The organism is Desulfarculaceae bacterium, from assembly GCA_020444545.1.
GTDB lineage: Bacteria > Desulfobacterota > Desulfarculia > Desulfarculales > Desulfarculaceae > Desulfoferula.
This window is the reverse complement of sequence record JAHLKT010000001.1, coordinates 189,358-213,875: the sequence shown is the minus strand read 5'-3', so window position 1 is coordinate 213,875 and position 24,518 is coordinate 189,358. Positions and strand designations below refer to the sequence as shown.

Here is a 24,518-nt window from a genome sequence, read left to right as displayed (position 1 = left end):
TAACATAGGGCCAGCGCGGCCACCAACCCCACGGGCTTGACCCCAAGCCCCGGGGCGGGTAATCCTCTGATAAGCCCTACCTGGAGGATGCTCTTGTCCCTTCGCCTCGCCCGGCTGCTGGCCGCCCTGATCCTCTCCCTGGCCCTGTTTTTGCCGGGGTGCTTCGATTATGACCTGGAGCTGGTGATAACGCCCGAGGGCGGCGGCTTTTTCAGCGCCACCCTCCAGCTTCCCGAGGGCCTGGCTTCCCAGTTCAAGGCCGGGCCGGAGGAGATACTGGCCCCGGAACCCCAGCTCATCCGCAAGGCGGCCGGGCCCGGCGTGGTGGACCTGGTGCAAGCCGCGGCCTTCGGCCTCCTGGACCAGCTCAAGACCCAGCGGGTGCGCTTCAAGCTGGAGCGCATCGACATGGGGCTCGTCGGCATTGGCGACGACACCTACCGCCTCACCGGCTGGCTGCGCTCCCTGGAGGGCGACCGCCCGGACCGCGACCAGCCCCTGGGCACCGAGCTGGACGACCGCCTGCCCCCCGGCGCCGCGCCCCGGCAGGCCGAGGACCCGGCCGCCGCCCAGGCCCAGGAGCTTCTGGCCGCCAGCCTGGCCGGCCGCTACGTGGGCATGACCTGGGTGGTGCCGGGCAAGATACTCAAGGCCTGGGGCATCAACATCGCGGGCCAACGGGTGGAGCCCACGGTGGACGCCAAGGCGGGCCGGGTGCAGTGGCGGGTGCCCCTGGCCCTTTTGGCCAACGCCAAGGTGCGCCACACCCTGATCTTCCGGGCCGACTTCAAGGGCTCGGTGCGCTTCAAGGCCGAAAACGTGCACAAGGTGGAGAGCAAGTGGTTCGAGGAGCCGGCCCCGGCGGACAAGGCCCCGGAGGGCAAGGACAAGGACGCCAAGCCCGGGAGCGCATCCCCGGCGGGAGCCAAGCCATGAACCGACAGGTGGTGCAAAACACCCTGGCCCAGTCGCTGGTGGTGGGCATCCCCGGCCCCGAGGCCGGGCCCGAGGAACTGGAGTTGGTGGCCGGGCGGGGCCTGGGCGGGGTGATCCTTTTCGCGCGCAACGTGGAGTCGCCCGCCCAGGTGTGGCGGCTCTGCTATGATCTCCGGCGCGCGGCCTCCGAGGCGGACCGCCCCTCCTTGCTCATGCTGGTGGACCAGGAGGGGGGCAGCGTGGCCCGCTTGCACGAACCCTTCAGCGACGGCCCGGACCTGGCCGCCTTGGGCGATGCCGACGAAGCGGCGCTCAGGGCCCACGGCGCGCGCCTGGGCCGCGAGCTGGTGGCCGCGGGTTTCAACTGGGACATGGCCCCGGTGATGGACGTGCACGCCCTGGAAGGCGGCATCATGGCCCGCCGCAGCCTGGGGGCCGACCCTGAGCGGGTGGGCCGTTTGGGCGCGGCCTTTATCCAGGGCATGCAGGCCGAGGGCTGCCTGGCCTGCGCCAAGCACTTCCCAGGCCTGGGGCGCACCACCCTGGACACCCACAAGGTGCGGCCCGTGGTGAATCTCAGCCGGGTGGAGCTGGAGGCGGTGGAGTTGCCGCCCTTCGCGGCGGCATCCCAGGCCGGGGTGGCCGGAGTGATGATCTGCCACGCGGTCTATGAGTCCCTGGACCCCGAACATCCGGCTTCGCTCTCGCCCACGGTGATCCAAGGCCTGCTGCGCGGCGAGCTGGGCTATGAGGGCCTGGTGATCAGCGACGACCTGGAGATGGGCGCGGTGGCCGGGGGCATGGCCCCGGAGGACGCGGTGGTTCAGGCCTATATGGCGGGCAACGACATCATCCTGATGTGCTCCAAGCCGGAGTTGGCCCTGGCCGGGCTGGACAAGCTCACCGCCCTGGTCATGGCCGGGGAGATCGACCCGGAGTTGGTGGCCGAGCGCGCCCGGCGCATCGTGCGCCTCAAGCAGGGCCTGGCCCCCCTGCCGCCGGACCTGAGCGTGCTGCGCGCGGTCCTGGCCGATAATCAGGGCGCGGCCTGAGAATCACACCTCATCTGAAAATTTTCTCATTGCGAGGAGCGGCCTCCTGGCCGCGACGCGGCAATCTCTGCTCGGCAGCAGGCGCCTGGGATGTTCGCCGGCGTCGCAACCGGAGAAGGTCATCCGCTACGGGCAGAGATTGCTTCGCCGTTGGGCGGCTCGCAATGACAGTCGTATTCGATGAGAGATTATTCTGCTGGCCCCGCTAGCTCTGCTATCGGGGTGGCTGAGCGCCAGCGAAAGCCACAAGAAACGCGGCTAGGCCTCGCGCTGCTTCAGCCCCTCCAACAGGCGGGCGTGCAGGTTGTCGAAGCCGCCGTTGGACATGACCAGGCACAGGTCGCCGGGCTTGAGCTCGTCGAGCAGGCCGGCCAGCAGGGCGTCGCTGTCGGCAAAGGCCTGGGCGGGCACGCCCCGGGCGCTGAGTTCATCTGCCAGGCGGGCGCTACTGAAGCGCTCTTCGGGGGGCAGCTCCTCCACGCCGGGTGGCTCGCGCAGCAGAACCACGTCCGCCGCGCCGAAGGCCCCGGCGTACTCATCCTGAAAGCGTTTGGTCTTGCTGGTGTTGGTGCGCGGCTCGAACACCGCCACCAAGCGCCCCGCGCCCGGCCGCCAGCCGGGCAGGCCGTAGCGGGCCACCGCCTTGGTGGTCTCGGCCACGGCGGTGGGGTGGTGCGCGAAGTCATCCACCACCACCACGCCCCCGGCCACGCCCCGCACCTCCTGGCGGCGCTTGACCCCGCCGAAGCCGGCCATGAGCCCGGCCGCCTGGGCCGGTTCCAGGCCGCCCGCGCTGAGCGCGGCCACGGCGGCCGCCGTGTTGAGGGCGTTGTGCTCGCCGGCCAGGGGCGAGGCGAAGTTCAGCTCCCAGCCCTGGGGCCCCCGCAGGCGCAGCTGGGCCCCGCCGCTCTCGGCGGGCTCCACGCCCATCAGCGACCAGTCCCAACCCGGCCCCCGGCCATAGGTCTGCACGGTGCAGGCCGCCTGGGCCGCGCGGGCCATCACTGCCTGGCTCTCGCCCCAGGCCACCAGGGTGCCGTCCTGGGGGATGCGCTCCACCAGCATGTCAAAGGCCGCCTCAATGGCCGCCAGGTCCGGGTAGATGTCCGCGTGGTCGAACTCCAGGCTGCTCAGGATGGCCACCTTGGGGCGGTAGTGCACGAACTTGGGCCGCTTGTCAAAGAACGCAGTGTCGTACTCGTCGCCCTCCACCGCGAAGTGGGGCCCCGCCCCGTCGCGGAAGTTTTGCCCGCCCTCGCGCATGATGCCCCCCACCATGAAGCCGGGGTCCAGCTTGGCCCGCAGCAGGGCGCTGGCCAACAGGGCGGTGGTGGTGGTCTTGCCGTGGGTGCCTGCCGCCACCAGGGAGATGCGCTCGCGGATGAACCACTGGGCCAGGGCCTGGGGCAGCGACAGATAGGGCAGGCCCATCTGGGCCAAACGGGCCACCTCCGGGTTGTCGGCCCGGATCACGTTGCCCACGATCACCACCTCGGGCGCGGGCTCCAGGTTGGCCGGGTCGAAGCCCGAGGCCACGGGCACGCCGCGCTCGGCCAGGAAGGTGCTCATAGGCGGGTAGAGCGGCCGGTCCGAGCCCCGCACCTCCAGGCCCTGGGCGGCCAGCCCGGCGGCCAGGGCGCCCATGGCCACCCCGCCGATGCCCATCAGATAAACGCTCTTGGGCTTGTCCGGCGCGCGGTTCAGCGCGGGATCGAGGATCACGCCGTCTCTCCCAACACCCGCCAGGCGATCTCGTGCACCTCGCGGCGCAGCGGGTTGATCTTGTCGTTGTCGCGGCCATAGGCCACCCGGTTGGTGAGCAGCACCACCCCCCGCCCGCTGGCCGGGTGCCACCACAAGGAGCAGCCGGTGAAGCCCAAATGCCCCACCGTGCCCAGGGGCGCGTTGGGCCCGGCCAGGGAGTCCGGCCCGCTGGGGGTGTCGAAGCCGAAGGTGCGGCCCGAGCCCGGGGTGGCCTGGTCGCGCGCGAATATCTCGGGCATGTCGTGGGCCAGGGCCTGGGTCATGGCCGCCACCTGGCGCGCGGTGCCGAAGAGCCCGGCGTGGGCCCCCACTCCGCCCAGGGAGAAGCAGTTCTCGTCCTCCACCTGGCCGTGAATCTTGGGGCGGCCCGGCAAGGGGCCGCAGGGCGCGATGCGCTCCAGGGGCCAGGGCAGGGCACGGTCCAGGGGCAGATAGCGCGGGCCTTCCACTCCCAAACGGGCCTGCAAGGCGGCCAACGGCTCCTCCAGGCCGGTGGTGAAGCCGTGCTCCAGCAAGAGGCCCAGGGCCAGGTAGCCCAGGTCGCTGTACAGGGCGCGGCTGCCCGGCGCGTGGGCCAGGGGCTCGTTCATGAGCATGGAGCGCAGCAGGGCCCGGCGCAGCTCGGGAGGCTGCTTGTCCAGGGCCTGGAAATAGGGCTGGTAGGCCGGGAAGCCGGCGGCGTGGGCCAGGAGCTGGCCCGGGGTGATCTCGTCCTTGTCCTCGGGCACCGCCTGGCCCCAGAGGTCGTAGAGGATGGCGTCCCAGGCCAGCACGCCCTCGCGGGCCAGCTCCACGGCCAGGGGGGCCCCGGCCAGGGGCTTGGTCAGGGAGGCCAGGTCGAAAACGGTGTCCTCGCTGGCCTCGCCGGCCGCGAGGGTCAGTTGAGGCTCGCCATTGGCCCAGAGCAACAGCACCGCCGCCGGGGCCGCGCCCGAGGCCACGCCCCGCTCCAGGGCTTCACGCAGCGCCGCCTCAGACAAGGCCCACCCCCACGGTGAGGGTCCCGGCCGCGCCGTCGATCTCGGCCATGGCGCCCAGGGGCAGCAGACGGTTGGCCGCGCCGTGGCCCACGGGCAGGCCCCTGACCACCGGCACTCCCAGGGGCTCCAGGCGGCGGGCCACCGCCTCCAGGGCCTCGGGCGGGTCGGCCTCCCCGTTGCTCAGGCGGCCCACGGCCACCCCGGCCACCGAGGCCAGGGCCCCGGCCAGCTCCAGCTGAGTGAGCAGGCGGTCCAGGCGGTAGGGGGCCTCGCCAATGTCTTCGATGATGAGCACCGCGCCGCTCAGCTCCGGGAACCAGGGCGTGCCCAGCAGATGGCAGAGCAGGGTGAGGTTGCCGCCCAGCAACGGGCCGGAAGCTTTGCCGGGACGCAGGGCTTCGCCGCGCAGCTCAGCGGGCCAGGCCGGGCGGCCGCTGAACAGGGCGGCCAGATCGTCCAAGGAGGCCTGGTCCAGGCGGGGTAGCTGGGTGATCACCGGCCCGTGCAGGGCCACCAGGCCTTGGGCGGCCAGGGCGTTGAGCAGGCTGGTAAGGTCCGAAAAGCCCAGCACACAGGGCCGGGCCGCGGCCAGGGCGGCCAGGTCCAAGCTAGGCAGCAGGCGGGAGCAGCCGAAGCCCCCCCGCGCCGCGATCACCGCGCCAAAGGCCTCGTCGGCCAAGAGCTCGCCCAAATGGGCGGCCCGGTCGGCGTCTGGCCCGGCCAGATAGCCGTCCACGGCCAATACCTGGGGCCCGGCGATGATCTCGCGCTCCGGGGCCAGCCCGGCCAACACGGCCAGGCCCGCCTCCAACTCGGCGGGCTCCACCCGCCCGGCCGGGGCGGCCACGGCCAAAGGCGCGCCGGGCCGGGGCCAACGGGGGGGAGCGGCCTTAATCATGAGATCATTGGTTGCGCAGGTAGAGGATGCGCAGGCCCTTGAGGGTCAACAGCTCGTCCACCGACTCGATGGTGGACGAGTGGGCGGCGATGACCGGGGCCAGGCCGCCGGTGGCCATCACCTTGCATTTCACCCCGCGCTCGGCGTTGATGGCGTTGACCAGGCCGTCCACCAGCCCGGCGTAGCCGTAGATGATGCCCGCGTTCATGGAGCCGATGGTGTCCTTGGCCACCACCGCCTTGGGCCGCGCGAAGATCTCCACTCGGGGCAGCTTGGAGGCGCGTTGGAACAGGGCCTCGCAGGAGATCATCACTCCCGGGGCGATGGCCCCGCCCAGATATTCCCCGGCGGCGGAGATGCAGTCGAAGGTGGTGGCCGTGCCGAAGTCCACCACTACCAGGTCCTGCTTGCATTGCTCGTAGGCCCCCACCGCGTTAACGATGCGGTCGGCCCCCACCTCGCGAGGGTTGTCGTAGAGGATGGGCATCCCGGTCTTGATGCCCGGGCCCACCAGCAGGGGGCTCAGGCCGAAGTAGCGGCGGCAGAAGCCCTCGTAGGTGCTGGTCAGCGGAGGCACCACCGTGGAGATGATCACCCCCTCGATGCTGCCCATGGCCACCGGGCTGGCCGCGAACAGGTTGCTGAACAACACGCCCAACTCGTCGCGGGTGCATTCCCGCTCGGTGCGGATGCGCCAGTCGGCCACCAGCCTCTCGTCGGAGAATACCCCCATCACCGTGTTGGTGTTGCCCACGTCGATGACCAGCAACATTTCTAGCTCTCCGACCCCAGCGTCTTGATCACCACTTGTTTCAGCTCCTCGGCCACCTGTTCCATGAGGGCCGGGTCGGTGGCTTCCACCATGATCCTGAGCTTGGGCTCGGTGCCCGAATAGCGCAGGAGCAGGCGGCCCTCTTCGCCCAGGCGCTCTTCCTGGGCCTTCATGGCCTTGACCAGGGCTGGCTGCTCGGCGAGAGGCGGTTTGCGCTTCACCGGCAGGTTGATCAGCACCTGGGGCAGGCGGGTCATAATGCTCTTGAGCTCGCTAAGCGGCTTGCCGGTCTGGACCATCACGCTGAGCACCTGCAAGGCGCTGGCTATGCCGTCGCCGGTGGTGTTGTGGTCCAGGAACAGGATGTGGCCGCTCTGCTCGCCGCCCAGATTGTAACCTCCCTTGCGCATGGCTTCCACCACGTATCGGTCGCCCACCTTGGTGCGCAACATTCGGATGCCCCGCTCCCGCAGGCACAGCTCCAGTCCCAGGTTGGACATCACCGTGGCCACCAGGGTGGCGTGGTTCAGGCGGCCGGCGGTCATCAGATGATCGGCGCAGATGGCCATCACCTCGTCGCCGTCCACCACCTCGCCCTTTTCGTCCACCATGATCAGGCGGTCGCCGTCGCCGTCAAAGGCCAGGCCGATGTTCGCCTTATTTTCCTTGACCAGGGCGGCCAGGCCCTCAGGGTGCAGGGCGCCCACTCCGGCGTTGATGTTGGTGCCGTCGGGCTCGGCGCCAATCACCGCCACCTCGGCCCCCAGCTCACTGAACACCGCCGGGGCCACCTGGTAGGTGGCGCCGTGGGCGCAGTCGATGGCCACGGTGAGGCCGTCCAGAGTGTATTCCACCGGGAAGGAGTTCTTGAGGAACACGATGTAGCGGCCCCGGGCGTCATCGATGCGCCGCGCGCGGCCCACCCGCCCCGGCTGGGGGCCTTGGCCGTTGCCCCCGGCCTCCAGCATCTTCAGGGCAAAATCCTCCATCTCGGCCTCCACCGCGTCGGGCAGCTTGAAGCCGTCGCGGCCGAAGACCTTGATTCCGTTGTCCTGATAGGGGTTGTGGCTGGCGCTGATGACGATGCCCGCCGCGCAGCGCATGTTGCGCGAGAGGAAGGCCACGGCCGGGGTGGGCAGGGGGCCCACCACCAAAACGTCGCGGCCCATGGAGCACAGGCCGGCCACCAGGGCGTTTTCGAACATGTAGCCCGACAGACGGGTGTCCTTGCCCAGGATCACCCGGCGTCGCTGGTCGCCGGTGCCCAGCACGTGGGCCACCCCCTGGCCGATGGCCACGGCCATCTCCACGGTCATGGGGGGCTGGTTGGCCACCCCGCGCACCCCGTCGGTGCCGAATATCTTGCGTTCCACCTTGCCTCCCATGGCGGCTATGGCCTTACTTTTTTTTCTCCGGGGCGGGCGGGGCCTCGGCGCCGGGCTTGCCCGGGCGAGGCCGGATGTGGATCACCGCCTGCACCGTGTTGGGGATGAGCCGGATGGCCCGCCCGTCCGGCGGGCGCAGATTGGCCTTGAGGGTGGTGGTCTCCTTGAGGCCGGTGACCTCCAGAGGCACGGTCCAGATCCAGTCCAGGTCGGTCAGCTCGGCCTTGAGGCCGCTCACCGTAACATCGGCGGGCTTGAACTCCACCTCGTGGACCTCAAAGCCCGGGGCGGGGTTGCCCTTGATCACCGGGCGCACCGCCGCCTTGCGGCTGTAGCGGTGGGCGATGACCAGCCGGAGACGCGCCGGGCTGATGCGCACCACCTCCACCCCCGGCGGCAGGCTCAGGTCCTCGGGCAAGACCTGGAAGATGTGCTCGCCGGTGCCCATGCCGGTCAGGTCCAGCTGCTTGGCCTGGGGCCGGGTGGCCACCTGCCGGACCAGGCTCTGGGGGCCGTAGAGCCTAAGCTCCACCTCGCTGGCCACCTGGTTGGCCACCACCATGTCGGCGGCCAGGCCCGTGACCACCACCGGCAGGCGCACCGTGACCTCGGCGTTCTCCTGGCCCACCACCAGGGCCCACAGGAACACCGCGATGCCCAGGGAGATCAGCTTGAGCTGCCAGTTCCGGGTGATGAACCTAAGCACTCTTGCGCTCCCGCTTCCAGAACCGGCGCGAATGCTTCTGGCCGATCTGGAAAAGCTCGTTGAGCTTGTTGCGCAGGGCCACCGCGTCCAGGTCCTGGGTGAGCTGGCCGCCCACGGCCAGGCTGACCCGGCCCCGCTCCTCGCTGACCACCACCGCCACCGCGTCGGTCTCTTCGGTGAGGCCCATGGCGGCCAGGTGGCGGGTGCCCACCTGGCGGCTGCCGTCGGAGCTGGTGGACAGGGGCAGCACGCAGCGCGCGGCCACGATGCGGTTGCCGCTGATGATCACCGCCCCGTCGTGCAGGGGGGTGTTCACGTGGAAGACGGTGGTCATCAGCTCGCGGCTGACCACGGCGTCCAGGCGCACCCCGGTGTCCACGTAGTCGGCCAGGCCGATGCGCCGCTCCAGCACGATGAGCGCCCCGGTCATGCGCGAGGCCAGGGTGACCGCGGTGCGGGACACCTCCTCCAGGGTGGCGGCGGCCTGCTCGTGGCCTCCGGCCAGCATGGGGCCTCGGCCCATGCGGGCCAGGGCTTTGCGGATGTCGCTCTGGAACAGGATGATGATGACCAGGATCAAGGAGGCCAGGAAGGACTGGATGATCCAGTGGATGGTGACCAGGTGCAGCTGGCGGGCCAGGACCATGGTGAGCAGCACCACCCCCAGGCCCATGAGCATCTGCATGGCCCGGGTGCCCTTGACCAGGAGGATGACCTTGTAGACCACAAAGGCCACCACCCCGATGTCCACCAGGTCCAGCCAGCGAATCTGGAAGAAGGGGGCCAGCAGGTCAGTCAACACCGCGCGCCTCCTGTTCCATCACCGCATCGCAAACCTGAAGGGCCTCCTTGAGCGGGGCCACGTCGTGCACCCGCACCATGTCCGCCCCCAGGGCCGCGCCCAGGATGTGCACTCCCACCGAACCCCAAAGCCGCTCGCGGGGCTCCTCGCGCCCGGTGAGGGTGCCGATGAAGCGCTTGCGGCTGGCCCCCAGGAGCACCGGATAGCCCGCCGCCGACAAGGCCGGCAGGTTGCGGATCAGGGTCAGGTTGTGCTCCAGGGTCTTGCCGAAGCCGATGCCCGGGTCCAGCACGATGCGCTCCGGGGCCACTCCGGCGTCTTGGGCCAGCTGGGCCTGGGCGCTCAGGAAGTCGCGCACCTCGGCCACCACGTCGTCGTAAAGGGGCTCCTTCTGCATGGTGCGGGGTTCGCCCTGCATGTGCATGAGGATCAGGCCCGCCCCACGCTCGGCGGCCAGCTGGGCCATGCGTTCATCGCCCCGGAGGGCGGTCACGTCGTTGATGATCCGGGCGCCCGCGTCCAGGGCGGCGGCGGCCACCTCGGCCTTGTAGGTATCGATGCTGATCACCGCGGGGCAGTGGTGGGCCAGGGCCTCGATCACCGGCAGCACCCGCTCCATCTCCTCGGCCGCGCTGGTGGGGTCGGAGCCGGGACGGGTGGACTCGCCGCCCACGTCCAGGATGTCGGCCCCCTCCTCGGCCAGGGCCAGGCCCTGCTCGATGGCCCGGGACGCATCGTGGAACAGGCCGCCGTCGCTGAAGGAGTCGGGGGTGACGTTGATCACCCCCATAATCAGAGTGCGCGGCCCCAAATCCAGGCCGCCGGCGGGCAAGGGAATATGACGGACCGGCCTAATCACCGGCCTCGCCGCCACCCCCTTCCGGGGGCGCGGGGGCGGCGGGGGGCGCGGGAGGCTCCTCCGGGGCCGGGGGGGCTTGCTCGGGCTCGGGCGGCTTGGGGGCCCGGGGGCGCGGCTTGCCGGTGATGATGGCCTCCACCGCCTCGAAGTCCAAAGTCTCTTCCACCAACAAAGCGCCGGCCAGTTCGTGCAGGCTGTCGATGCGCTCGCCCAGAATGCCCTTGGCCGAGTCGTGGGCCTGCACCACCAGCTTCCTCACCTCGTGGTCGATGGCCCGGGCGGTCTCCTCGGAGTAGTCGCGGTGCTGGGAAATCTCGCGGCCCAGGAAGATCTGCTCGTCGCCCTTGCCGAAGGTCAGCGGGCCCATGGCCTCGCTCATGCCCCACTCGCAGACCATCTTGCGGGCCAGATCGGTGGCGCGCTCCAGGTCGTTGCCTGCGCCGGTGGTGAAGGTCTCCAGGACCAGCTCCTCGGCCGAGCGGCCGCCCAGGAGCACCGCCAGGTTGTTGACCAAATAGTCGCGGGAGTAGGTGTGGCGCTCGTCCACAGGCAGCTGCTGGGTAAGGCCCAGGGCGCGGCCGCGGGGGATGATGGTCACCTTGTGCACCGGGTCGGTGCCCGGGGTGAGCATGGCCACCATGGCGTGACCCGCCTCGTGGTAGGCGGTGGTCTTTTTCTCTTCGTCGGACAGGATGAGGCTGCGGCGCTCCGAGCCCATCATCACCTTGTCCTTGGCCTTTTCGAAGTCCACCATTTCCAGGCGGTTCTTGTTGTCGCGGGCCGCGATGAGGGCGGCCTCGTTGACCATGTTCTCCAGGTCCGCGCCCGAGAAGCCGGGGGTGCCCCGGGCCAGGATGGCCAGGTCCACGTCCGGGGCCAGGGGGCTGCGCCGGGTGTGCACCCCCAGGATGGCCTCGCGGCCCCGCACGTCGGGCACCGGCACCACCACCTGGCGGTCGAAACGGCCGGGGCGCAGAAGGGCGGGGTCCAAGACGTCGGGCCGGTTGGTGGCCGCGATGAGGATGACCCCCTCGTTGGACTCGAAGCCGTCCATCTCCACCAGGAGCTGGTTCAGGGTCTGCTCGCGTTCGTCGTGGCCGCCGCCCAGGCCGGCCCCGCGATGGCGTCCCACCGCGTCGATCTCATCGATGAAGATGATGCAGGGCGCGTTCTTCTTGCCCTGGGTGAACAGGTCGCGCACCCGCGAGGCGCCCACGCCCACGAACATCTCCACGAAGTCCGAGCCGCTGATGGAGAAGAAGGGAACCCCGGCCTCGCCGGCGATGGCCCGGGCCATGAGGGTCTTGCCGGTGCCCGGGCTGCCCACCAGGAGCACGCCCTTGGGGATGCGTCCGCCCAGGCGGGTGAACTTTTTGGGGTCGCGCAGGAACTCGATGATCTCGGTGAGCTCCTCCTTGGCCTCTTCCACCCCGGCCACGTCGTCAAAGGTGATGCGCCGCCCCTCGGGCTCGGTTTGCAGGCGGGCCCGGCTCTTGCCGAAGCTCATGGCCTTGCCCCCGCCCATCTGCATCTGGCGCATGAAGAATATCCATATGCCGATGAGCAAAATCATGGGGAACCAGGAGACCAGGACGGTCATGTACCAAGGTGAGTCGTCGGCGGGCTTTACATTGATGCGCACGTTTTTGGAGCGCAGATCGCTGATCAGCTTGGGGTCTTCCGGGGCGTAGGTGCGGAAGCGTTTGCCGTCGCCGGACCAGCCGCGCACCTCGTTGCCCTGCATCTCCACGCTGGTAACCTGGCCCTTTTCAACCGCCGTCAAAAAGTCGGAATAAGGGAGCTTCTCGCTGCCCTGCTCTGGGCGGCTGAAAAAGTTGAACAAGAGCACCATCATCAGGCTGATGACCAGCCAGAGGGCCAAGTTTTTGTAGAGGGGATTCAACTAAACTTCTCCGCCGTGAGGGCCCGAAGCGGCTGAAAAACCACTTCTAACCATTAAAAGTCATAGTATATGGCCACCCCTGGGGGGTGTCAACGAAAGTGACACGTAAATAGGCGCTCTCAGTGCCTTTTAGGCGCGCGCGCTCGGCCACGGCCCAAGGCGCGGCCCACCAGGAGCCCCCCGCGTCGGCCAGGATCAGGGTGCGCTCACGCCACCAGGCCGGGGTCTTGTAATCCATGAGAATGCGGCTCAGGCGTTTGGAGCCCGGCGCGCCCAGGGGGTGGAAGCGCTCGCCCGGGACCGGGGGCCGAAGCTCCAGGGGCCAGGCCAGGGCCTCGGCGGGCAGGCAGGCCACCGGCCCCCGCCCGGCCAGGGAGGGCTTCTCGTGCACCAGCTCCAGGCAGAGGCGCGCCCCCAAATGGGGCAGATCCACCGTGGCCGGGCCGTGCAAAGTGATGCCCTCGGCCGGAGGCAACGCGGCCAGGCCCAGGCGCAGGGCCCCGGGCTCCCGCCAGGCCATGAGCCCGCCGGGCAGGGTCAGCTTGCGCCCCGCCTGTCCGGCCAGCAGTTCGAGCATTTGCTCCACGTGCAGGGCCAGGAGGCCCTGGGACTCGCCGCTCAATTCCTGGACCGCAAAACGCAGGAGGCGGCGTTGCCGGGCCAGGGGCAGTCCGGCCAGGGCCTCGGCATCCAAGAGCAGGCTGTGGCCTTGGCGGCGCAGGAGCTTTTCGGCATCCCGGGCGCAACGCTCCTCCCACAGCGCCTCCTCGTCCGCCGCCAGGGCGGCCAGGCGGGCCAGGGCCGAGGGAGCGCGGGGGTTAACCAGCTCCCGGGCCAGGGGCATTAGCTGGTGGCGCACCCGGTTGCGCAGGATCGACAGGTCCTGGTTGCTGGGGTCCTCGCGCCAGGGGTGGCCGCCTTGGCGCAGCCAGGCGCGCAGGGCGCCCCGCTCCAGGGCCAGCAGGGGCCGCCACCAGGGCGGGCTCCAGGGGCGCATGGCCGCCAGCCCGGAGGGGCCGCTGCCGCCCAGCAGGCGCATCAAGACAGTCTCGGCCTGGTCCTCCAGGGTGTGGCCCAGGGCGATGGCCTTGGCCCCGGCCTCGGCGGCCATGGCCAGGAGCGCTTCGCGCCGGGCCTGGCGGGCCGCGTCTTCCAGGGAGCGGCCTTCGCGCTCCACCTCCACCCGGCGCAGCAAAAAGTCCGCGCCCAGCTCACCGGCCAGGGCGGCCACGAAGGCGGCGTCATCGCCGGACTCGGGGCGCAGGCCGTGGTCCACGTGGGCCAGGACCAGCCGCCAGCCGTGCTCCGGGGCGGCCAGGGCCAGTAAACGGGCCAGGGCCATGGAGTCCGCCCCGCCGCTGACCGCCGCCACCACCGGTCCCGCTCCGGGCAGGGGGCCGCCCAGGGGCGGGTTAGCGCGCTTGACGCGGTCTGGGGGCGGGGATAAGCTCAAAACAGTACTTTCTCTAAACTGGTCATGGTGAAATGCAACAGCCCGAGATCGTTTCGGTCAATATTAGTTCTACCAAAGGCGTGGTCAAAAAGCCCGTATCCGAAGGCTGCCTGGAGCCCGATGTGGGCCTGGTGGGCGACGCCCATTCCGGCCCCTGGCACCGCCAGCTTTCCCTCTTGGCCCTGGAGTCCATCGACTTCATGCGGGCCAAGGGTGCCGAGGTGAACCCCGGCGACTTTGCCGAGAACGTCACCACCAAGGGCATCGAGCTGCACACCCTGCCCGTGGGCACCCGCCTCAAGCTGGGCGAGGTGGAGGTGGAGGTGACCCAGATCGGCAAGGAGTGTCACGCCGGCTGCGAGATACGCAAGCTGGTCGGCGACTGCATCATGCCGCGCCAGGGCATCTTCGTGCGGGTGCTCAACCCCGGCACCGTGAAGGCCGGCGACCCGGTGCGCCGCCTGGACGGATAGCGGAGCCCCGGCCTTGGGCGAGGTGCAGGGTATCAGCGGCAAGGGCTGCACCTACTTCCTGCGCGGCCGCTGCACCCGCACCGTGAGCCCGGAGCATAGCGCGGCCACTCGTTGCCATCTGCTGGAGGCCCGCCGCGCGGTGGGGGCGGCCACCCTGGACCGCCTGGACCGCCTGAAAAAGCTGGCCGACCCCGGCGACCGCGAGGTGGCGCGCCGCCACGTGATCCAAAAGAATCTCAACGAGATTACCAAACTGACCTGCCCACGCTACGTGCCCAAGAGCTCCCTGGGCCAGGTGTGCCAGCACCAGCATCTGGTCTCCTGCCTGCTGCTGTTGCCCGAGTGCTTTGAGCGCTGCGAGCACTTCATGCCCCGCCGCGAGTACCCCGAGGATCGGCGGAGCGGCGCATGAGCCAGAACCCGCGCAATCCGTACCCCACCGTAGACATCATCATCGAGCTGTCCCGGCCCGGACGTCCCGTCGTTTTGGTGCGGCGGGCCAACCCGCCCCACGGCTGGGCCCTGCCCGGCGGCTTCGTGGACTACGGCGAGAGCCTGGAGCAGGCCGCCCGGCGCGAGGCGGCCGAGGAGACCGGCCTGACGGTTGAGTTGGTGGCAATGCTGGGGGCCTACTCCGACCCGGCCCGCGACCCCCGCCAGCACAACCTCTCGGTGGTGTTCATTGCCAGGGCCGAAGGCGAGCCCAAGGGCGGCGACGACGCGGCCGAGGCCAGGGCCTTTGCCCTGGATCGCCTGCCAAAGCCCCTGTGCTTCGACCACGGGCTGATTTTGGATCATTACCGCCGCTGGCGGGCCGGAGAGCGGCCCGGCGCGCCGGTGCAGGAGGGGAGCGAATAAATGAGCGACCGCCGGTTGACCCCCGAGGAACAAGAGGCCCTGCTGAAGCTGGCCCGGCGGACCATCGCCGGGCTGGTGGGGGTCCAAGGGAATGACGCCCTTCCCCCGGACCTGCCCGGCCCGGAGATCGAGCGGGGGGCCTTCGTGACCCTGCACGAGCACGGCCGCCTGCGCGGCTGCATCGGCAACTTCGTGGGACAGGGACCCCTGAGCCAGACCATCGAGGAGATGGCCGTGGCCGCGGCCAGCCAGGACCCCCGCTTCCCGCCCCTACGGCGCGAGGAGTTGGATCAGGTCGATCTGGAAATCAGCGTGCTGAGCCCGCTCAAGCCCATCGAGGACGTGAGCGAGATAGAGGTGGGCACCCACGGCATCTACATCATCAGCCCCCGGGGGCGGGGGGTGCTCCTGCCCCAGGTGGCCACGGAATACGGCTGGGACCGCGACACCTTCCTGGATCAAACCTGCGTGAAGGCGGGCCTAGCCCCGGGATGCTGGAAAGACCCCAGCACCCAGATACTCATTTTCTCGGCCCAGATTTTTTCGGAAGAGCAGGGCTAGCCCTTGGCCGCCTCGGCCGCGGCCTTGCGGTTGGCCTCGAACTTCTCCTTGAGGCGGAGGGCCACGCTGGCCGGAGCCAGTCCGTTGATGTCCCCGCCCAGCTCGGCGGCTTCCTTGACGATGGTGGAGCTGACGTAGAACCACTTGTAGTCGGTCATCAGGAAGACCGACTGCACGTCGCGGGAGAGCTTGCGGTTCATCAGGGCCATCTGGAACTCATACTCAAAGTCGCTGAGCGCCCGGATCCCCCTGAGGATCACGTTGCTGCCCTGGTTGACCACGTATTCCACCAGCAGGCCGTCGAAGGTGTCCACCGAGGCGCCGGGGATGTCCTTGATCACCTCGTTGATCATGTCCAGGCGCTCGGGGATGCTGAACAGCCCCTTCTTCTCGGGGTTGACCGCCACCGCCACGATTACCTTGTCGAAGATTTCCAGCCCGCGCCGCAGGATGGAGATGTGCCCGTTGGTGATGGGATCAAAGGAGCCGGGATATATGGCGGTCTTCATTTCCAACCTCTCTAGGGTCGTTGGGGCAGTGAGAAAAAACTTAGCTCGCTCTGCCCGTAGCGGCGATGGTCAACGGCGATGAGGCCCTCCGGGGCCTCGGGGCGCTCCTGGGGAGCGTGTTCGATGATCAGGCGGCCCTCCGGGGCCAAAAGCCCCTTGTCCGCCGCCAGGGCCAGCACCTTGGCCACCTGCCCCTTGCCGTAGGGCGGGTCGGCCAGGATGAGGTCAAAGGGCGCGCCCTCCTCCAGGGAGGCGGAGGCGGCGGCCAGGCCGGTGGTTATCACCCGCCCACGCTCGGTCAGGCCCAGGGCGGTCAGGTTGCCCTTGATCACCTTGGCCACGGCCGGGCTTTTCTCCACGAACAAACAGGACGCCGCGCCCCGGCTGAGGGCCTCCAGGCCCAGGGCCCCGCTGCCCGCGAACAGGTCGGCCACGCGGGCCTCTGTTATGTCCGGGCCCAGTATGTTGAACAGGGCCTGGCGCATCTTGGCGGCGGTGGGCCGGGTGCCCAGCCCCGGGGGCGCCTTGATGGGCCGCCCCCGGAGCTCGCCACCGGTAATCTTAAGCAATCGGCCTCCGCCCCTACAGGTACTTGGCCGCCAACAGCTCGGCGATCTGCACCGCGTTGGTGGCCGCGCCCTTGCGGATGTTGTCGGCCACCAGGAACAGGTCGATGCCGCGCTCCTGGCTGATGTCCTCGCGGATGCGGCCCACCAGGGTCAGGTCCTGGCCCGCGGCCATCAGCGGAGTGGGGTAGACCAGGTTGGCCGGGTCGTCCACCACCTTCACGCCGGGGGCCTTGGCCATTATCTCGCGCACGTCCTCGGCGCTGAGCTTTTCGCGGGTCTGGAGGTTCAGCGCCTCGGAGTGGCCGTAACGCACCGGCACCCGCACGCAGGTGGCGCTCACCTTGATGCTCTCGTCGCCCATGATCTTCTGGGTCTCCAAGACCATCTTCATCTCTTCCTTGGTGTAGCCGTTGTCCTTGAAAACGTCGATGTGGGGCAGCAGGTTCCAGGCGATCTGCTTGGGATACACCTTCACCTCCGGCTCGCGGCCCTCGTGCAAGGCCTTGAGCTGGTTCTCCAACTCCACGATGGCCTTCTGGCCGGTGCCGCTGACCGCCTGATAGGTGCTAACCACCACCCGCTCCAGGCCCGCCGCCTTGTGGATGGGCTCCAGCACCACCACCATCTGGATGGTGGAGCAGTTGGGGTTGGCGATGATGCCCTTGGTGGTGTAGCCGGCCACCGCGTCGGGGTTCACCTCGGGCACCACCAGGGGCACCTCGGGGTCCATGCGCCAGGCCGAGGAGTTGTCCACCACCACCGCGCCCGAGGCGGCCGCCACCGGGGCGAAGTCCTGGCTGGTGCCGCCGCCCGCGCTGAACAGGGCGATGTCGATACCCTCGAAGGAGCCGTTGTCCAGCACCTGCACCGGGATGTCCTCGCCCTTGTAGTTAAGTTTTTTACCCTTGGAGCGCTCCGAGGCCAGCAGGCGCAGCTCGCCCACCGGGAAATCCCGTTCTTCCAGACACTGGATCATCTGGTTGCCCACGGCGCCCGTCGCGCCGCACACCGCCACCTTGAAAAGCTTGCTCATGACGTTCAACTGCCTCTCTATGTCCAAGGGTTCGTAGGCCGCCCGGCCAAGGGGCCGGGTTGGCCACGGCTCTTATTTAGCCGGGCCGGGCCCTTATTGCAAACTCTTTGTGTGGGAAATTTTGAGGAAACCGGGTTCAGCCTGAATATTTCACGAAGGTCGGGTGTCCGGCCGCGCCAGCCACCGGCATACGGTGTTGCTGGCTGCGCTCGGGCCTAGACGTAGCCATGGCTACGCCTTCGGCCCTCCCTTGCCAGACGCCTTGTCTGCCGGCGGCTGGCTGTGCCGGGCCAGAGTGCAAACCGTGCCCTGACGGCACGGGTGGCTTTTTCAAAATGGCCCCATGAATGCTAGTCGGTTGCGTGATGCCACCCAACCCTCATGAAATACTCAGGCTAATGCCCGGTGATCTGTTTTCGCGTTTTCATGATGAGCCCCCCGGCGCTGACCAGTCCGCTGAGGTAGGGGTCCACCGGATCGGCCTGGAAAGCGCGCTCCTGGTCCTCGTCCTCGATCAACCCGGAGAACAGGTCCAGGCGCAGACGGTCGCCGTCGTGCACCTTGGTCGCGGCCTCGGGGCACACGAACACCGGCAGGCCCAGGTTGTAGGCGTTGCGGTAGAACATGCGCGAAAAGCTGTGGGCGATCACCGCGCCCACCCCGGCGGTCTTGATGGCCAGGGGGGACTGCTCCCGCGAGGAGCCGCAGCCGAAGTTGCGCCCGGCCACGATGAAGTCGCCGAAGCCCAGCTGCTCGGCGAACTCGGGCCGCAGGTCGGCCAAGACCACCCCGGCCCAGGCGCGGGGGTTGCGCTGGTTCAGGTAGCGGGCGGGGATGATGGCGTCCGAGGAGATGTGGTCTCCGAAGACCCAGGCGCGTCCGGAAATCATGAGGCCACCTCCTTGGGGTCGGCCACCCGCCCCAGGATGGCGCTGGCCGCGGCCACCGCCGGGCCGGCCAGGTAGATGCGGCTGCCCGGGTGCCCCATGCGGCCCCGGTAGTTGCGGTTGGCCGTGGCCACGGCCACCTCGCCCGGGGCCAGAACCCCCAGGTGCCCCCCTGCGCAGGGCCCGCAGGAGGGCGGCCCCACCATGCCCCCGGCGGCCACGAAGGTCTCGCTGAGCCCCTCCTTGAGGGCGGCCAGCGCCAGAGCCGGGGTGGCTGGGATGACCATGAGGCGCACCCGGGGGTGCACCGAGCGGCCCTTGAGCACCTTGGCGGCCACGCGCAAATCCTCCAAACGGGCCGCCGCGCAAGAGCCGATGAACACCTGGTTCACCGGCTCGTAGCCCGCGCTGTGGGCCGGGGCCACGTCGTGGGGCAGGTGCGGCCGGGCGGCCAGGGGCTCCAGGCCGGTGGCGTCCAGCTCCACCACCCGGCTGTAGGCGGCCTCCGGGTCCGGGGCCACCGAGTGCCAGGAACGCTGGGCCTTGTCGGCCAGGTAGTCGGTGGTGGCCTGGTCCACCGGGAACAGGGCCGCCTTGGCTCCGCTTTCCACCATGAGGTTGCAGATGGTCTGGCGGGCCTCCATGGAGAGCTCCGCCGCCAAGGGGCCGTGGAACTCCAGGCTCTGGTAGTCGGCCCCTTCCGGGCCCAGGAGCTTGAGCAGGGCCAGGGCGATGTCCATGCCCCCAACCCAGGGGCCCATCTCTCCCCTTAGCTCCACCTTGATCGTCTCGGGCACCTTGAACCAGGCCTTGCCAGTGACCAGGGCCGCGGCCAGGTCGCTGGCCCCCACCCCGGTGGCAAAGGCCCCCAGGGCGCCGTAGGTGATGGCCCGGCTGTCGCCGCCGATGATCAGCTCGCCGGGTAGGGCCAGGCCCTGCTCGGTCATCAGCACGTGGGAAACCCCCACCCGGCCGCCTTCGAAGCGGTGCACCAGGCGGTGGGACGAGGCGAACTCGCCCATCTCCTTGGCGATGAGCGCGCTGGCCACGTCCTTGTTGGGGGTGAAGTGGTCGGCCACCAACACCACCCGGGCCGGGTCGAAGACCCGCTCGCCGCCGGCCTCCTTGAAGCCGCGCATCATCAGGGGGGCGCTGAGGTCGTTGGCTAAAACCATATCGATCCCGGCCTCCACGATGGCGCCGGGCTCCACCGAGGGGAGCCCGGCGTGGGAGGCCAGGATCTTCTGGCTCATGGTCTGGGGAAGGTTCAAAGAGTGCGCTCCTGTGCTTTCACCGCCGGGGCGTGGGTCTTGAGGTACTCCAGGCGGTTCAGGCCGTTAATAAACGCCTTGGCCGCGGCCACCATAATGTCGGGGTCCGCGCCCTTGCCCAGAACCACGTGTCCGTCTCCGCCTAATCGTACCGTCACTTCACCCTGGGCGTCCAGTCCCCCGGTGATGGCGCTGATAGTGAAGCGTAGGAGTTCGGCCTTGGAGCCGGTGATCTTGTTGATGGTGTTGTACACCGCGTCCACCGGGCCGGAGCCGGAGCCGAACTCCTGCTTGAGCTCCTCGCAATCATACAGGCGCACCGTGGCCGTGGGCACGGTCACCGTGCCGCTGACGATGTTCATATAGTCCAGGCGCCAGCGCAGGGGTATGCGCAGGATCTCGTCGGCGATGAGCGCCTCCAGGTCCTCGTTGAAGACGTCCTTCTTCTTGTCGGCCAGGCGCTTGAAGGCGTCGAAGAGCTTTTCGAAGCTCTCCTTGTCCAGGGCGTAGCCCATCTCCTTGAGCCGGGCGCCCAGGGCGGCGCGGCCCGAGTGCTTGCCCAGCACCAGGCTGTTCTGGCCCACGCCCACCTCTTCGGGGGTCATGATCTCGTAGGTCAGGGGCTGTTTGAGCACCCCGGCCACGTGGATGCCCGCCTCGTGGGCGAAGGCGTTGGCCCCCACGATGGCCTTGTTGGGCTGCACCACGATGCCGGTGATCATGGACACCAGGCGGCTGGCCGAGTAGAGCTCGTCGCGCTTGATCTGGGTGGTGAGGCCCAGCTCGGCCTCGCGGGTGGCCAGCATCATCACGACCTCCTCGACGGAGGCGTTGCCCGCGCGCTCGCCGATGCCGTTGATGCAGCCCTCCACCTGGCGGGCTCCGGCGGTGATGCCGGCCAGGGAGTTGCCTACGGCCAGGCCCAGGTCGTCGTGGCAGTGCACGCTGGTGGTCACGTCCTTGAGGCCCGGCACCTTCTCATAGAGGAACTTGAAGCGCTCGATGTACTCGTGAGGCATGGTGTAGCCCACGGTGTCGGGGATGTTGATGGTGGTGGCTCCGGCGTCCAGGGCGGTCTGGATGGCCACGGCCAGGAACTCGGGATCGGTGCGGGTGGCGTCCTCGGCGCTGAACTCCACGTCGTCGCAGAAGCTCTTGGCCAGGCCCACCCCGGAGGTGATCTCGGCCAGCACCTGCTCGCGGGTCATCTTGAGCTTGTGCTCCAGGTGGATGTCGCTGGTGGCGATGAAAACATGGATGCGCTTTTTCTCGGCGTCCTTGATCGCCTCCCAGCAGGTTTTGATGTCCTCATGGCGGGTGCGCGAGAGGCCGCAGATCACCGGGCCCTTCACGTTCTGGGCGATGAGCTTGACCGAGTCGAAGTCCCCGGGGCTGGAGGCGGGGAAGCCCACCTCCATGATGTCCACGTTGAGCTGGGCCAGCTTCTGGGCCAGGCGCAGCTTTTCTTCGTGGTTCATGGAGGCGCCGGGCGACTGTTCACCGTCTCGCAGGGTGGTGTCGAAGATTTTTACGTGGTTGGACATGGCTTCAATTCTCCCTAAATTCAATGGATTACTAACCAGATGACTCCCCACCGGAACACATCGCCTGGAGTCGTCTGGTTAGTGGGATATGTCGAGTGGGAACGGTAAGACTAGGAAAGGGGCAATCGCTCGTGATCGGCCACGGCGGCGGCCTCGTCGGCCTTGGCGGCCTCGAGCTTGGCGGCCTTCTTCTTGGCCAGGAAGCGCGCGGCGAAGGGGCCGCCCAGCACGTAGGCGGCCAGCAGCGCGAAGCCCATCACCTGGGGCTGGATGGCCACCAGGATGAACAGCAGGACCGTGCCCACCATCCAGTTGAAGGACTTCAGCTTGGAAATGCCCAGCTCCTTGAAGGAAAGGTAGGGGATGGAGCTGACCATAAGGAAACTGAGCACGAAGACCAGGGCCACCAGCAGCCAGGGATTTGGCGGAGCGCCGGGGGCCAGCTCGGTCCACATGAGCACCAGGGTGGAGACCACGCTGGCCGCGGCCGGGATGGGCAGGCCCACGAAGTGGCTGGTGCCTACTTTTTCGGTCTGCACGTTGAAGCGGGCCAGGCGCAGGGCACCGCAGGCCACGAAGAGGAACCCGGCGGCGAAGCCCAGGCGGTCCAGGGACTGGAGGCTCCACATGTAGAGCAGCACCGCGGGCGCCACCCCGAAGGCCACCAGGTCGCAGAGGGAGTCATACTCCACCCCGAACTGGCTGGTGGTGTTGGTGGCGCGGGCCACCTTGCCGTCCAGGCCGTCCAGCACCAGGGATGCCAGGATGGCCAGGGCCGCGAGCATGAAGTTGCCCTGGATGGCCTCGGTGGCCGCGAAGAAGCCGGAGAAGAGGCTGGCGGTGGTAAAGAGGTTGGGCAGAACATACGCCCCCCGCCGGCGCGCTTCGCGCCGCTCTTTGCGGGAACGTTTGTTGCGTCGGCCCATGTTAAACCTCCGCGATCACCGTTTGCCCGGCCCGTACTTTCTGGCCGGGAGCCACCCGCACATCCGCCTCCGGAGGGAGGTAGAGGTCCAGGCGGGAACCGAATCTAATCATACCGTACCGTTGGCCGCGCGCCAATGCAACCCCCCCGGCCACCCAGCATTCGATGCGCCGGGCCACCAGGCCGGCCACCTGGGCCACCACAATGGTAGCCCCGCCGCGCCCGGCCAGGGTCAGCTCCACCCGCTCGTTGGCCGTGGGTGCCTCGGGGCGGTCGGCGGGCAAATAGCCGCCGGGATGGTGCTCCACCTTCATCACCCGGCCCTCCAGGGGGGCCCGGTTCACGTGCACGTCAAAGATGTTCATGAAGATGGAGACCATGAGGCAATCGCCTCCGGGCACGCCGGGGTGGGTGGCCTGGCGAACCACCACCACCTTGCCGTCGGCCGGAGAGAGCAACGCGCCCGGCCCGGCGTCGCTGGTGCGCGCCGGGTCGCGGAAGAAGTTGAGGATCAGGGCGAAGACGATCCACAGGGGAGCGGCCAGCCACCAGGGCAGCAGGGCGCTGGCCACCAGGGCCAGGACCAGGGAGCCCAGTACATAAGGCCAGCCGGGGCGGGCCAGGGGGAACTTGTCCATGCCGGTTCGCGGGCTCAGGCCGAGGCGCCGCGCAGGTCGGCCAGGATCTGCTCCATGCGGTCGCGGCCGGCCAGCTTCAACTTTTGCAGTTGCTTGCGCTCCACCTGCTCCTCGGTGGTCAGGTAGAGACGCTGGTTCATCTCGTCCAGCTTTTTCTCCAGCTCCTGGTGCTCTGCCCAGAGCTGGGCCAGCTCGGGTTGGTCCTCCAGGTTGGCCTGGATCATGGCGATGTCGTTGGGTTCCATGTTCTTTTTCCTTATTTCTTTGGCTTGCCCCGGCCGGTTTCTCCCAGGGCGAATATACAGGTTACCTCGGCGCTGACCGTTACCAGGCCGGGGGTTAGTTCGGTGTTGGCCTCGGCGCTTTTGGCCAGACGCATGGCGGCCAGGGGCACCGGGCGCTCCGCCGCGCCGGCTTTGATCTTCTTCACCGGGCCCAGGGGCGCTCCGGCGGCCTCGGCCAGGGCCTGGGCCCGCGCCTTGGCGTCGGCAAAGGCGGCGGCCAGGGCCTGGCGCTGGGCCGAGGCCGGGTCGGCCAGGCCCCAGCGGGGGCCGTCGATGCTGTTGGCGCCGGCGCCCACCGCCGCGTCCATAAGCGCGCCCAGGCTCCCCGCCTCGCGGCTGCTCAGAGCCAGGCGGTGGCTGGCCTCGTAGGCGATCACTTCGCTCTTTTGCTGAGCCTTGTTCCAGCGGGTCACCGGCCGCAGCCAGTAGCCGGCGCTCTCCAGGGTGTCGCCCTTGCCCAGCTTGGCCTTGAGCGCGGCGCGCACCTTGGCCATCACCGTGGCGTTGGCCTGGGCCGCCGCTTTGGCGGTGGCCGCGCGGCTGGTCACGCCCACCGTGAGCCGCCCCAAATCCGGGGCCAGCTCCAGGGCGGCCCGCCCCTGCACGCTGATGGTGGCCGGGCCCACGGCCCAGGCCGGAACAGCCAGGAGACAGACGAGGCAGATGAGGCTAAGGGCGGTCACGCGGCGCATGGCATACTCCCCGCCGGAATAGAGGGACTCATTATAACACGCGGCCGGGCCGCTTACTGCACCAGGCGGTATTCATCCAGGGGCAGCCCGAAGCGCACCTCCGCGTCCGAGGGGCGGCAGTAGCGGGGCCTGAGGGTCAGGGGCGAAACCCCCTGGCCGCGCTCCAGGCGGCGTTCGCCCATGAGGGCCAGCAGGCCGGGCCGGGGCTGGTCCAGCTCCTCACCGGCCAGCTCCAGGCCGGGGGCCAGCTCCTCGGGCTCCAGCAGGCGCGCCCCCGGGCCCAGAAGCAGGGCCGGGGCCTCGATGCGCTGGGCCAACAGCTCGGGGCTTATGGCCATGTCCGGCTCCCGGCGGGCCAGACGGCCGGTTTGGTATTCGAACGAGGCCGCGTACAACAGGCCCCGCCGCGCGTCGGCCAGGGCCCAGATGGTCTTGTCGGTCATGGGGGCGGCCTCGGCCAGCAGGCGCAGGCTGCTCACCCCGATCACCGGGAGATCGAGCCCCAAGGCCAGGCCCTGGGCGGTGGCGATGGCCACGCGCAGGCCGGTGAAGAAACCGGGCCCCAGGGTGACGGCCAGGCCTTCCAGCTGGGCGCGCTCCACCTGTGCCTGGGCCAGCACCGCCTCCACTCCGGGCAGCAGGCGCTGGGAAAAGCCGGGGCCGGGCTCCAAATAAGCCTCGGCCAGCACCCGGCCGCCAGCGGCCAAGGCCGCGCCGCCGCCGGAGAGCGAGGTGTCCAGGGACAGGACCAGCACGGCCCCGCC

The 24,518-nt window shown here is 69.1% G+C and carries 27 protein-coding genes; 6 read left to right on the top strand and 21 right to left on the bottom strand.

Translation table 11 applies throughout. The features are described 5' to 3' along the window. Positions 1 to 93: 93 nt before the first annotated feature. Together KQH53_01010 and nagZ are read left to right on the top strand one after the other, a co-directional pair. The gene (locus tag KQH53_01010) at positions 94 to 936 is read left to right on the top strand and encodes a hypothetical protein (protein MCB2225226.1); all 843 of its coding nucleotides are present in this window, start codon (positions 94 to 96) and stop codon (positions 934 to 936) included. Then, complete coding sequence (gene nagZ / locus KQH53_01005; GenBank protein MCB2225225.1) at positions 933 to 1,988, top strand: beta-N-acetylhexosaminidase; 1,056 nt, start codon at positions 933 to 935, stop codon at positions 1,986 to 1,988. Before KQH53_01010 ends, nagZ begins: the two co-directional genes overlap by 4 nt. Positions 1,989 to 2,246: 258 nt before the next feature. Here the strand turns inward: nagZ and KQH53_01000 are convergent, their stop codons facing one another. From KQH53_01000 to tilS, 10 genes are all read right to left on the bottom strand, one after another. Beyond that, positions 2,247 to 3,710, bottom strand: coding sequence for a UDP-N-acetylmuramate:L-alanyl-gamma-D-glutamyl-meso-diaminopimelate ligase (locus tag KQH53_01000; protein MCB2225224.1), 1,464 nt, complete (start codon positions 3,708 to 3,710; stop codon positions 2,247 to 2,249). Then, on the bottom strand, positions 3,707 to 4,732 hold the full coding sequence (locus KQH53_00995) for a beta-lactamase family protein (GenBank protein MCB2225223.1): 1,026 nt from the start codon (positions 4,730 to 4,732) through the stop codon (positions 3,707 to 3,709). Before KQH53_00995 ends, KQH53_01000 begins: the two co-directional genes overlap by 4 nt. Further along, entirely contained in the window at positions 4,725 to 5,630 is a 906-nt protein-coding gene (locus tag KQH53_00990) for an LD-carboxypeptidase (protein ID MCB2225222.1), read from the bottom strand. Before KQH53_00990 ends, KQH53_00995 begins: the two co-directional genes overlap by 8 nt. Before the next feature lie 4 nt (positions 5,631 to 5,634). Next, positions 5,635 to 6,402, bottom strand: coding sequence for a type III pantothenate kinase (locus KQH53_00985; protein ID MCB2225221.1), 768 nt, complete (start codon positions 6,400 to 6,402; stop codon positions 5,635 to 5,637). A 2-nt stretch (positions 6,403 to 6,404) separates the two neighbouring features. Further along, positions 6,405 to 7,787: a phosphoglucosamine mutase gene (locus tag KQH53_00980; protein MCB2225220.1), complete on the bottom strand. Its 1,383-nt coding sequence runs from the start codon at positions 7,785 to 7,787 to the stop codon at positions 6,405 to 6,407. A 13-nt stretch (positions 7,788 to 7,800) separates the two neighbouring features. Next, a complete protein-coding gene (locus KQH53_00975; GenBank protein ID MCB2225219.1) occupies positions 7,801 to 8,493 on the bottom strand; it encodes a hypothetical protein in 693 nt (230 codons plus the stop codon). Then, positions 8,486 to 9,295, bottom strand: coding sequence for a diadenylate cyclase CdaA (gene cdaA / locus KQH53_00970; protein MCB2225218.1), 810 nt, complete (start codon positions 9,293 to 9,295; stop codon positions 8,486 to 8,488). The genes KQH53_00975 and cdaA overlap by 8 nt, the downstream gene beginning before the upstream one ends. Then, positions 9,285 to 10,085, bottom strand: coding sequence for a dihydropteroate synthase (folP, locus tag KQH53_00965; protein MCB2225217.1), 801 nt, complete (start codon positions 10,083 to 10,085; stop codon positions 9,285 to 9,287). The genes cdaA and folP overlap by 11 nt, the downstream gene beginning before the upstream one ends. Before the next feature lie 61 nt (positions 10,086 to 10,146). Further along, positions 10,147 to 12,057 carry an ATP-dependent zinc metalloprotease FtsH gene (ftsH, locus tag KQH53_00960; protein ID MCB2225216.1) on the bottom strand — a complete coding sequence of 637 codons (1,911 nt, stop codon included), beginning with the start codon at positions 12,055 to 12,057 and terminating at the stop codon, positions 10,147 to 10,149. A gap of 46 nt (positions 12,058 to 12,103) precedes the next feature. Beyond that, the gene (tilS, locus tag KQH53_00955) at positions 12,104 to 13,510 is read right to left on the bottom strand and encodes a tRNA lysidine(34) synthetase TilS (protein ID MCB2225215.1); all 1,407 of its coding nucleotides are present in this window, start codon (positions 13,508 to 13,510) and stop codon (positions 12,104 to 12,106) included. A gap of 32 nt (positions 13,511 to 13,542) precedes the next feature. On the opposite strand from tilS, the gene KQH53_00950 reads away from it, so the two are divergent. From KQH53_00950 to amrA, 4 genes are read left to right on the top strand one after another with little or no spacing between them, the layout of a single operon-like run. Beyond that, positions 13,543 to 13,983 carry an MOSC domain-containing protein gene (locus KQH53_00950; GenBank protein MCB2225214.1) on the top strand — a complete coding sequence of 147 codons (441 nt, stop codon included), beginning with the start codon at positions 13,543 to 13,545 and terminating at the stop codon, positions 13,981 to 13,983. 13 nt (positions 13,984 to 13,996) lie between these two features. Next, positions 13,997 to 14,395 (top strand): hypothetical protein, encoded by a 399-nt coding sequence (locus KQH53_00945; GenBank protein ID MCB2225213.1) that lies wholly within the window; start codon positions 13,997 to 13,999, stop codon positions 14,393 to 14,395. Further along, positions 14,392 to 14,841 (top strand): NUDIX hydrolase, encoded by a 450-nt coding sequence (locus KQH53_00940; protein MCB2225212.1) that lies wholly within the window; start codon positions 14,392 to 14,394, stop codon positions 14,839 to 14,841. Before KQH53_00945 ends, KQH53_00940 begins: the two co-directional genes overlap by 4 nt. Then, on the top strand, positions 14,842 to 15,402 hold the full coding sequence (gene amrA, locus KQH53_00935; GenBank protein MCB2225211.1) for an AmmeMemoRadiSam system protein A: 561 nt from the start codon (positions 14,842 to 14,844) through the stop codon (positions 15,400 to 15,402). It begins immediately after the preceding gene. Here amrA and coaD read toward each other — a convergent pair. From coaD to tsaB, 11 genes are all read right to left on the bottom strand, one after another. Next, positions 15,399 to 15,911 carry a pantetheine-phosphate adenylyltransferase gene (gene coaD / locus KQH53_00930; protein MCB2225210.1) on the bottom strand — a complete coding sequence of 171 codons (513 nt, stop codon included), beginning with the start codon at positions 15,909 to 15,911 and terminating at the stop codon, positions 15,399 to 15,401. The genes amrA and coaD overlap by 4 nt on opposite strands. 11 nt (positions 15,912 to 15,922) lie before the next feature. Continuing rightward, positions 15,923 to 16,480 (bottom strand): 16S rRNA (guanine(966)-N(2))-methyltransferase RsmD, encoded by a 558-nt coding sequence (rsmD, locus tag KQH53_00925; GenBank protein MCB2225209.1) that lies wholly within the window; start codon positions 16,478 to 16,480, stop codon positions 15,923 to 15,925. 13 nt (positions 16,481 to 16,493) lie between these two features. After that, positions 16,494 to 17,513, bottom strand: a complete 1,020-nt coding sequence (locus KQH53_00920) for an aspartate-semialdehyde dehydrogenase (protein ID MCB2225208.1) — start codon at positions 17,511 to 17,513, stop codon at positions 16,494 to 16,496. 395 nt (positions 17,514 to 17,908) lie between these two features. Next, positions 17,909 to 18,403, bottom strand: a complete 495-nt coding sequence (leuD, locus tag KQH53_00915; GenBank protein MCB2225207.1) for a 3-isopropylmalate dehydratase small subunit — start codon at positions 18,401 to 18,403, stop codon at positions 17,909 to 17,911. Then, complete coding sequence (locus KQH53_00910; protein ID MCB2225206.1) at positions 18,400 to 19,671, bottom strand: 3-isopropylmalate dehydratase large subunit; 1,272 nt, start codon at positions 19,669 to 19,671, stop codon at positions 18,400 to 18,402. Before KQH53_00910 ends, leuD begins: the two co-directional genes overlap by 4 nt. Further along, positions 19,668 to 21,215 (bottom strand): 2-isopropylmalate synthase, encoded by a 1,548-nt coding sequence (locus KQH53_00905; GenBank protein MCB2225205.1) that lies wholly within the window; start codon positions 21,213 to 21,215, stop codon positions 19,668 to 19,670. The genes KQH53_00910 and KQH53_00905 overlap by 4 nt, the downstream gene beginning before the upstream one ends. Positions 21,216 to 21,325: 110 nt before the next feature. Beyond that, positions 21,326 to 22,141, bottom strand: coding sequence for a CDP-diacylglycerol--serine O-phosphatidyltransferase (pssA, locus tag KQH53_00900; GenBank protein ID MCB2225204.1), 816 nt, complete (start codon positions 22,139 to 22,141; stop codon positions 21,326 to 21,328). 1 nt (position 22,142) lies between these two features. Beyond that, on the bottom strand, positions 22,143 to 22,778 hold the full coding sequence (locus KQH53_00895; protein ID MCB2225203.1) for a phosphatidylserine decarboxylase family protein: 636 nt from the start codon (positions 22,776 to 22,778) through the stop codon (positions 22,143 to 22,145). Positions 22,779 to 22,792: 14 nt separating this feature from the next. Further along, entirely contained in the window at positions 22,793 to 23,023 is a 231-nt protein-coding gene (locus tag KQH53_00890) for a YdcH family protein (GenBank protein ID MCB2225202.1), read from the bottom strand. Between the two features lie 11 nt (positions 23,024 to 23,034). Then, entirely contained in the window at positions 23,035 to 23,754 is a 720-nt protein-coding gene (locus tag KQH53_00885) for an SIMPL domain-containing protein (GenBank protein MCB2225201.1), read from the bottom strand. Between the two features lie 53 nt (positions 23,755 to 23,807). Then, a complete protein-coding gene (gene tsaB / locus KQH53_00880) occupies positions 23,808 to 24,509 on the bottom strand; it encodes a tRNA (adenosine(37)-N6)-threonylcarbamoyltransferase complex dimerization subunit type 1 TsaB (GenBank protein MCB2225200.1) in 702 nt (233 codons plus the stop codon). Between the last annotated feature and the right edge of the window lie 9 nt (positions 24,510 to 24,518).

Excerpts from the sequence above, each read along its gene's own strand:
- leuD (MCB2225207.1), bottom strand. The coding sequence starts at position 18,403 with ATGATTTCCGGACGCGCCTGGGTCTTCGGAGACCACATCTCCTCGGAC.
- KQH53_00985 (MCB2225221.1), bottom strand. The coding sequence starts at position 6,402 with ATGTTGCTGGTCATCGACGTGGGCAACACCAACACGGTGATGGGGGTA.
- KQH53_00895 (MCB2225203.1), bottom strand. The coding sequence starts at position 22,778 with ATGGACAAGTTCCCCCTGGCCCGCCCCGGCTGGCCTTATGTACTGGGC.
- KQH53_00980 (MCB2225220.1), bottom strand. The coding sequence starts at position 7,787 with ATGGGAGGCAAGGTGGAACGCAAGATATTCGGCACCGACGGGGTGCGC.
- pssA (MCB2225204.1), bottom strand. The coding sequence starts at position 22,141 with ATGGGCCGACGCAACAAACGTTCCCGCAAAGAGCGGCGCGAAGCGCGC.
- KQH53_00990 (MCB2225222.1), bottom strand. The coding sequence starts at position 5,630 with ATGATTAAGGCCGCTCCCCCCCGTTGGCCCCGGCCCGGCGCGCCTTTG.
- coaD (MCB2225210.1), bottom strand. The coding sequence starts at position 15,911 with ATGAAGACCGCCATATATCCCGGCTCCTTTGATCCCATCACCAACGGG.
- KQH53_00950 (MCB2225214.1), top strand. The coding sequence starts at position 13,543 with ATGCAACAGCCCGAGATCGTTTCGGTCAATATTAGTTCTACCAAAGGC.
- KQH53_00890 (MCB2225202.1), bottom strand. The coding sequence starts at position 23,023 with ATGGAACCCAACGACATCGCCATGATCCAGGCCAACCTGGAGGACCAA.
- KQH53_00905 (MCB2225205.1), bottom strand. The coding sequence starts at position 21,215 with ATGTCCAACCACGTAAAAATCTTCGACACCACCCTGCGAGACGGTGAA.
- nagZ (MCB2225225.1), top strand. The coding sequence starts at position 933 with ATGAACCGACAGGTGGTGCAAAACACCCTGGCCCAGTCGCTGGTGGTG.
- folP (MCB2225217.1), bottom strand. The coding sequence starts at position 10,085 with ATGGGGGTGATCAACGTCACCCCCGACTCCTTCAGCGACGGCGGCCTG.
- KQH53_00940 (MCB2225212.1), top strand. The coding sequence starts at position 14,392 with ATGAGCCAGAACCCGCGCAATCCGTACCCCACCGTAGACATCATCATC.
- KQH53_00920 (MCB2225208.1), bottom strand. The coding sequence starts at position 17,513 with ATGAGCAAGCTTTTCAAGGTGGCGGTGTGCGGCGCGACGGGCGCCGTG.
- amrA (MCB2225211.1), top strand. The coding sequence starts at position 14,842 with ATGAGCGACCGCCGGTTGACCCCCGAGGAACAAGAGGCCCTGCTGAAG.
- KQH53_00885 (MCB2225201.1), bottom strand. The coding sequence starts at position 23,754 with ATGCGCCGCGTGACCGCCCTTAGCCTCATCTGCCTCGTCTGTCTCCTG.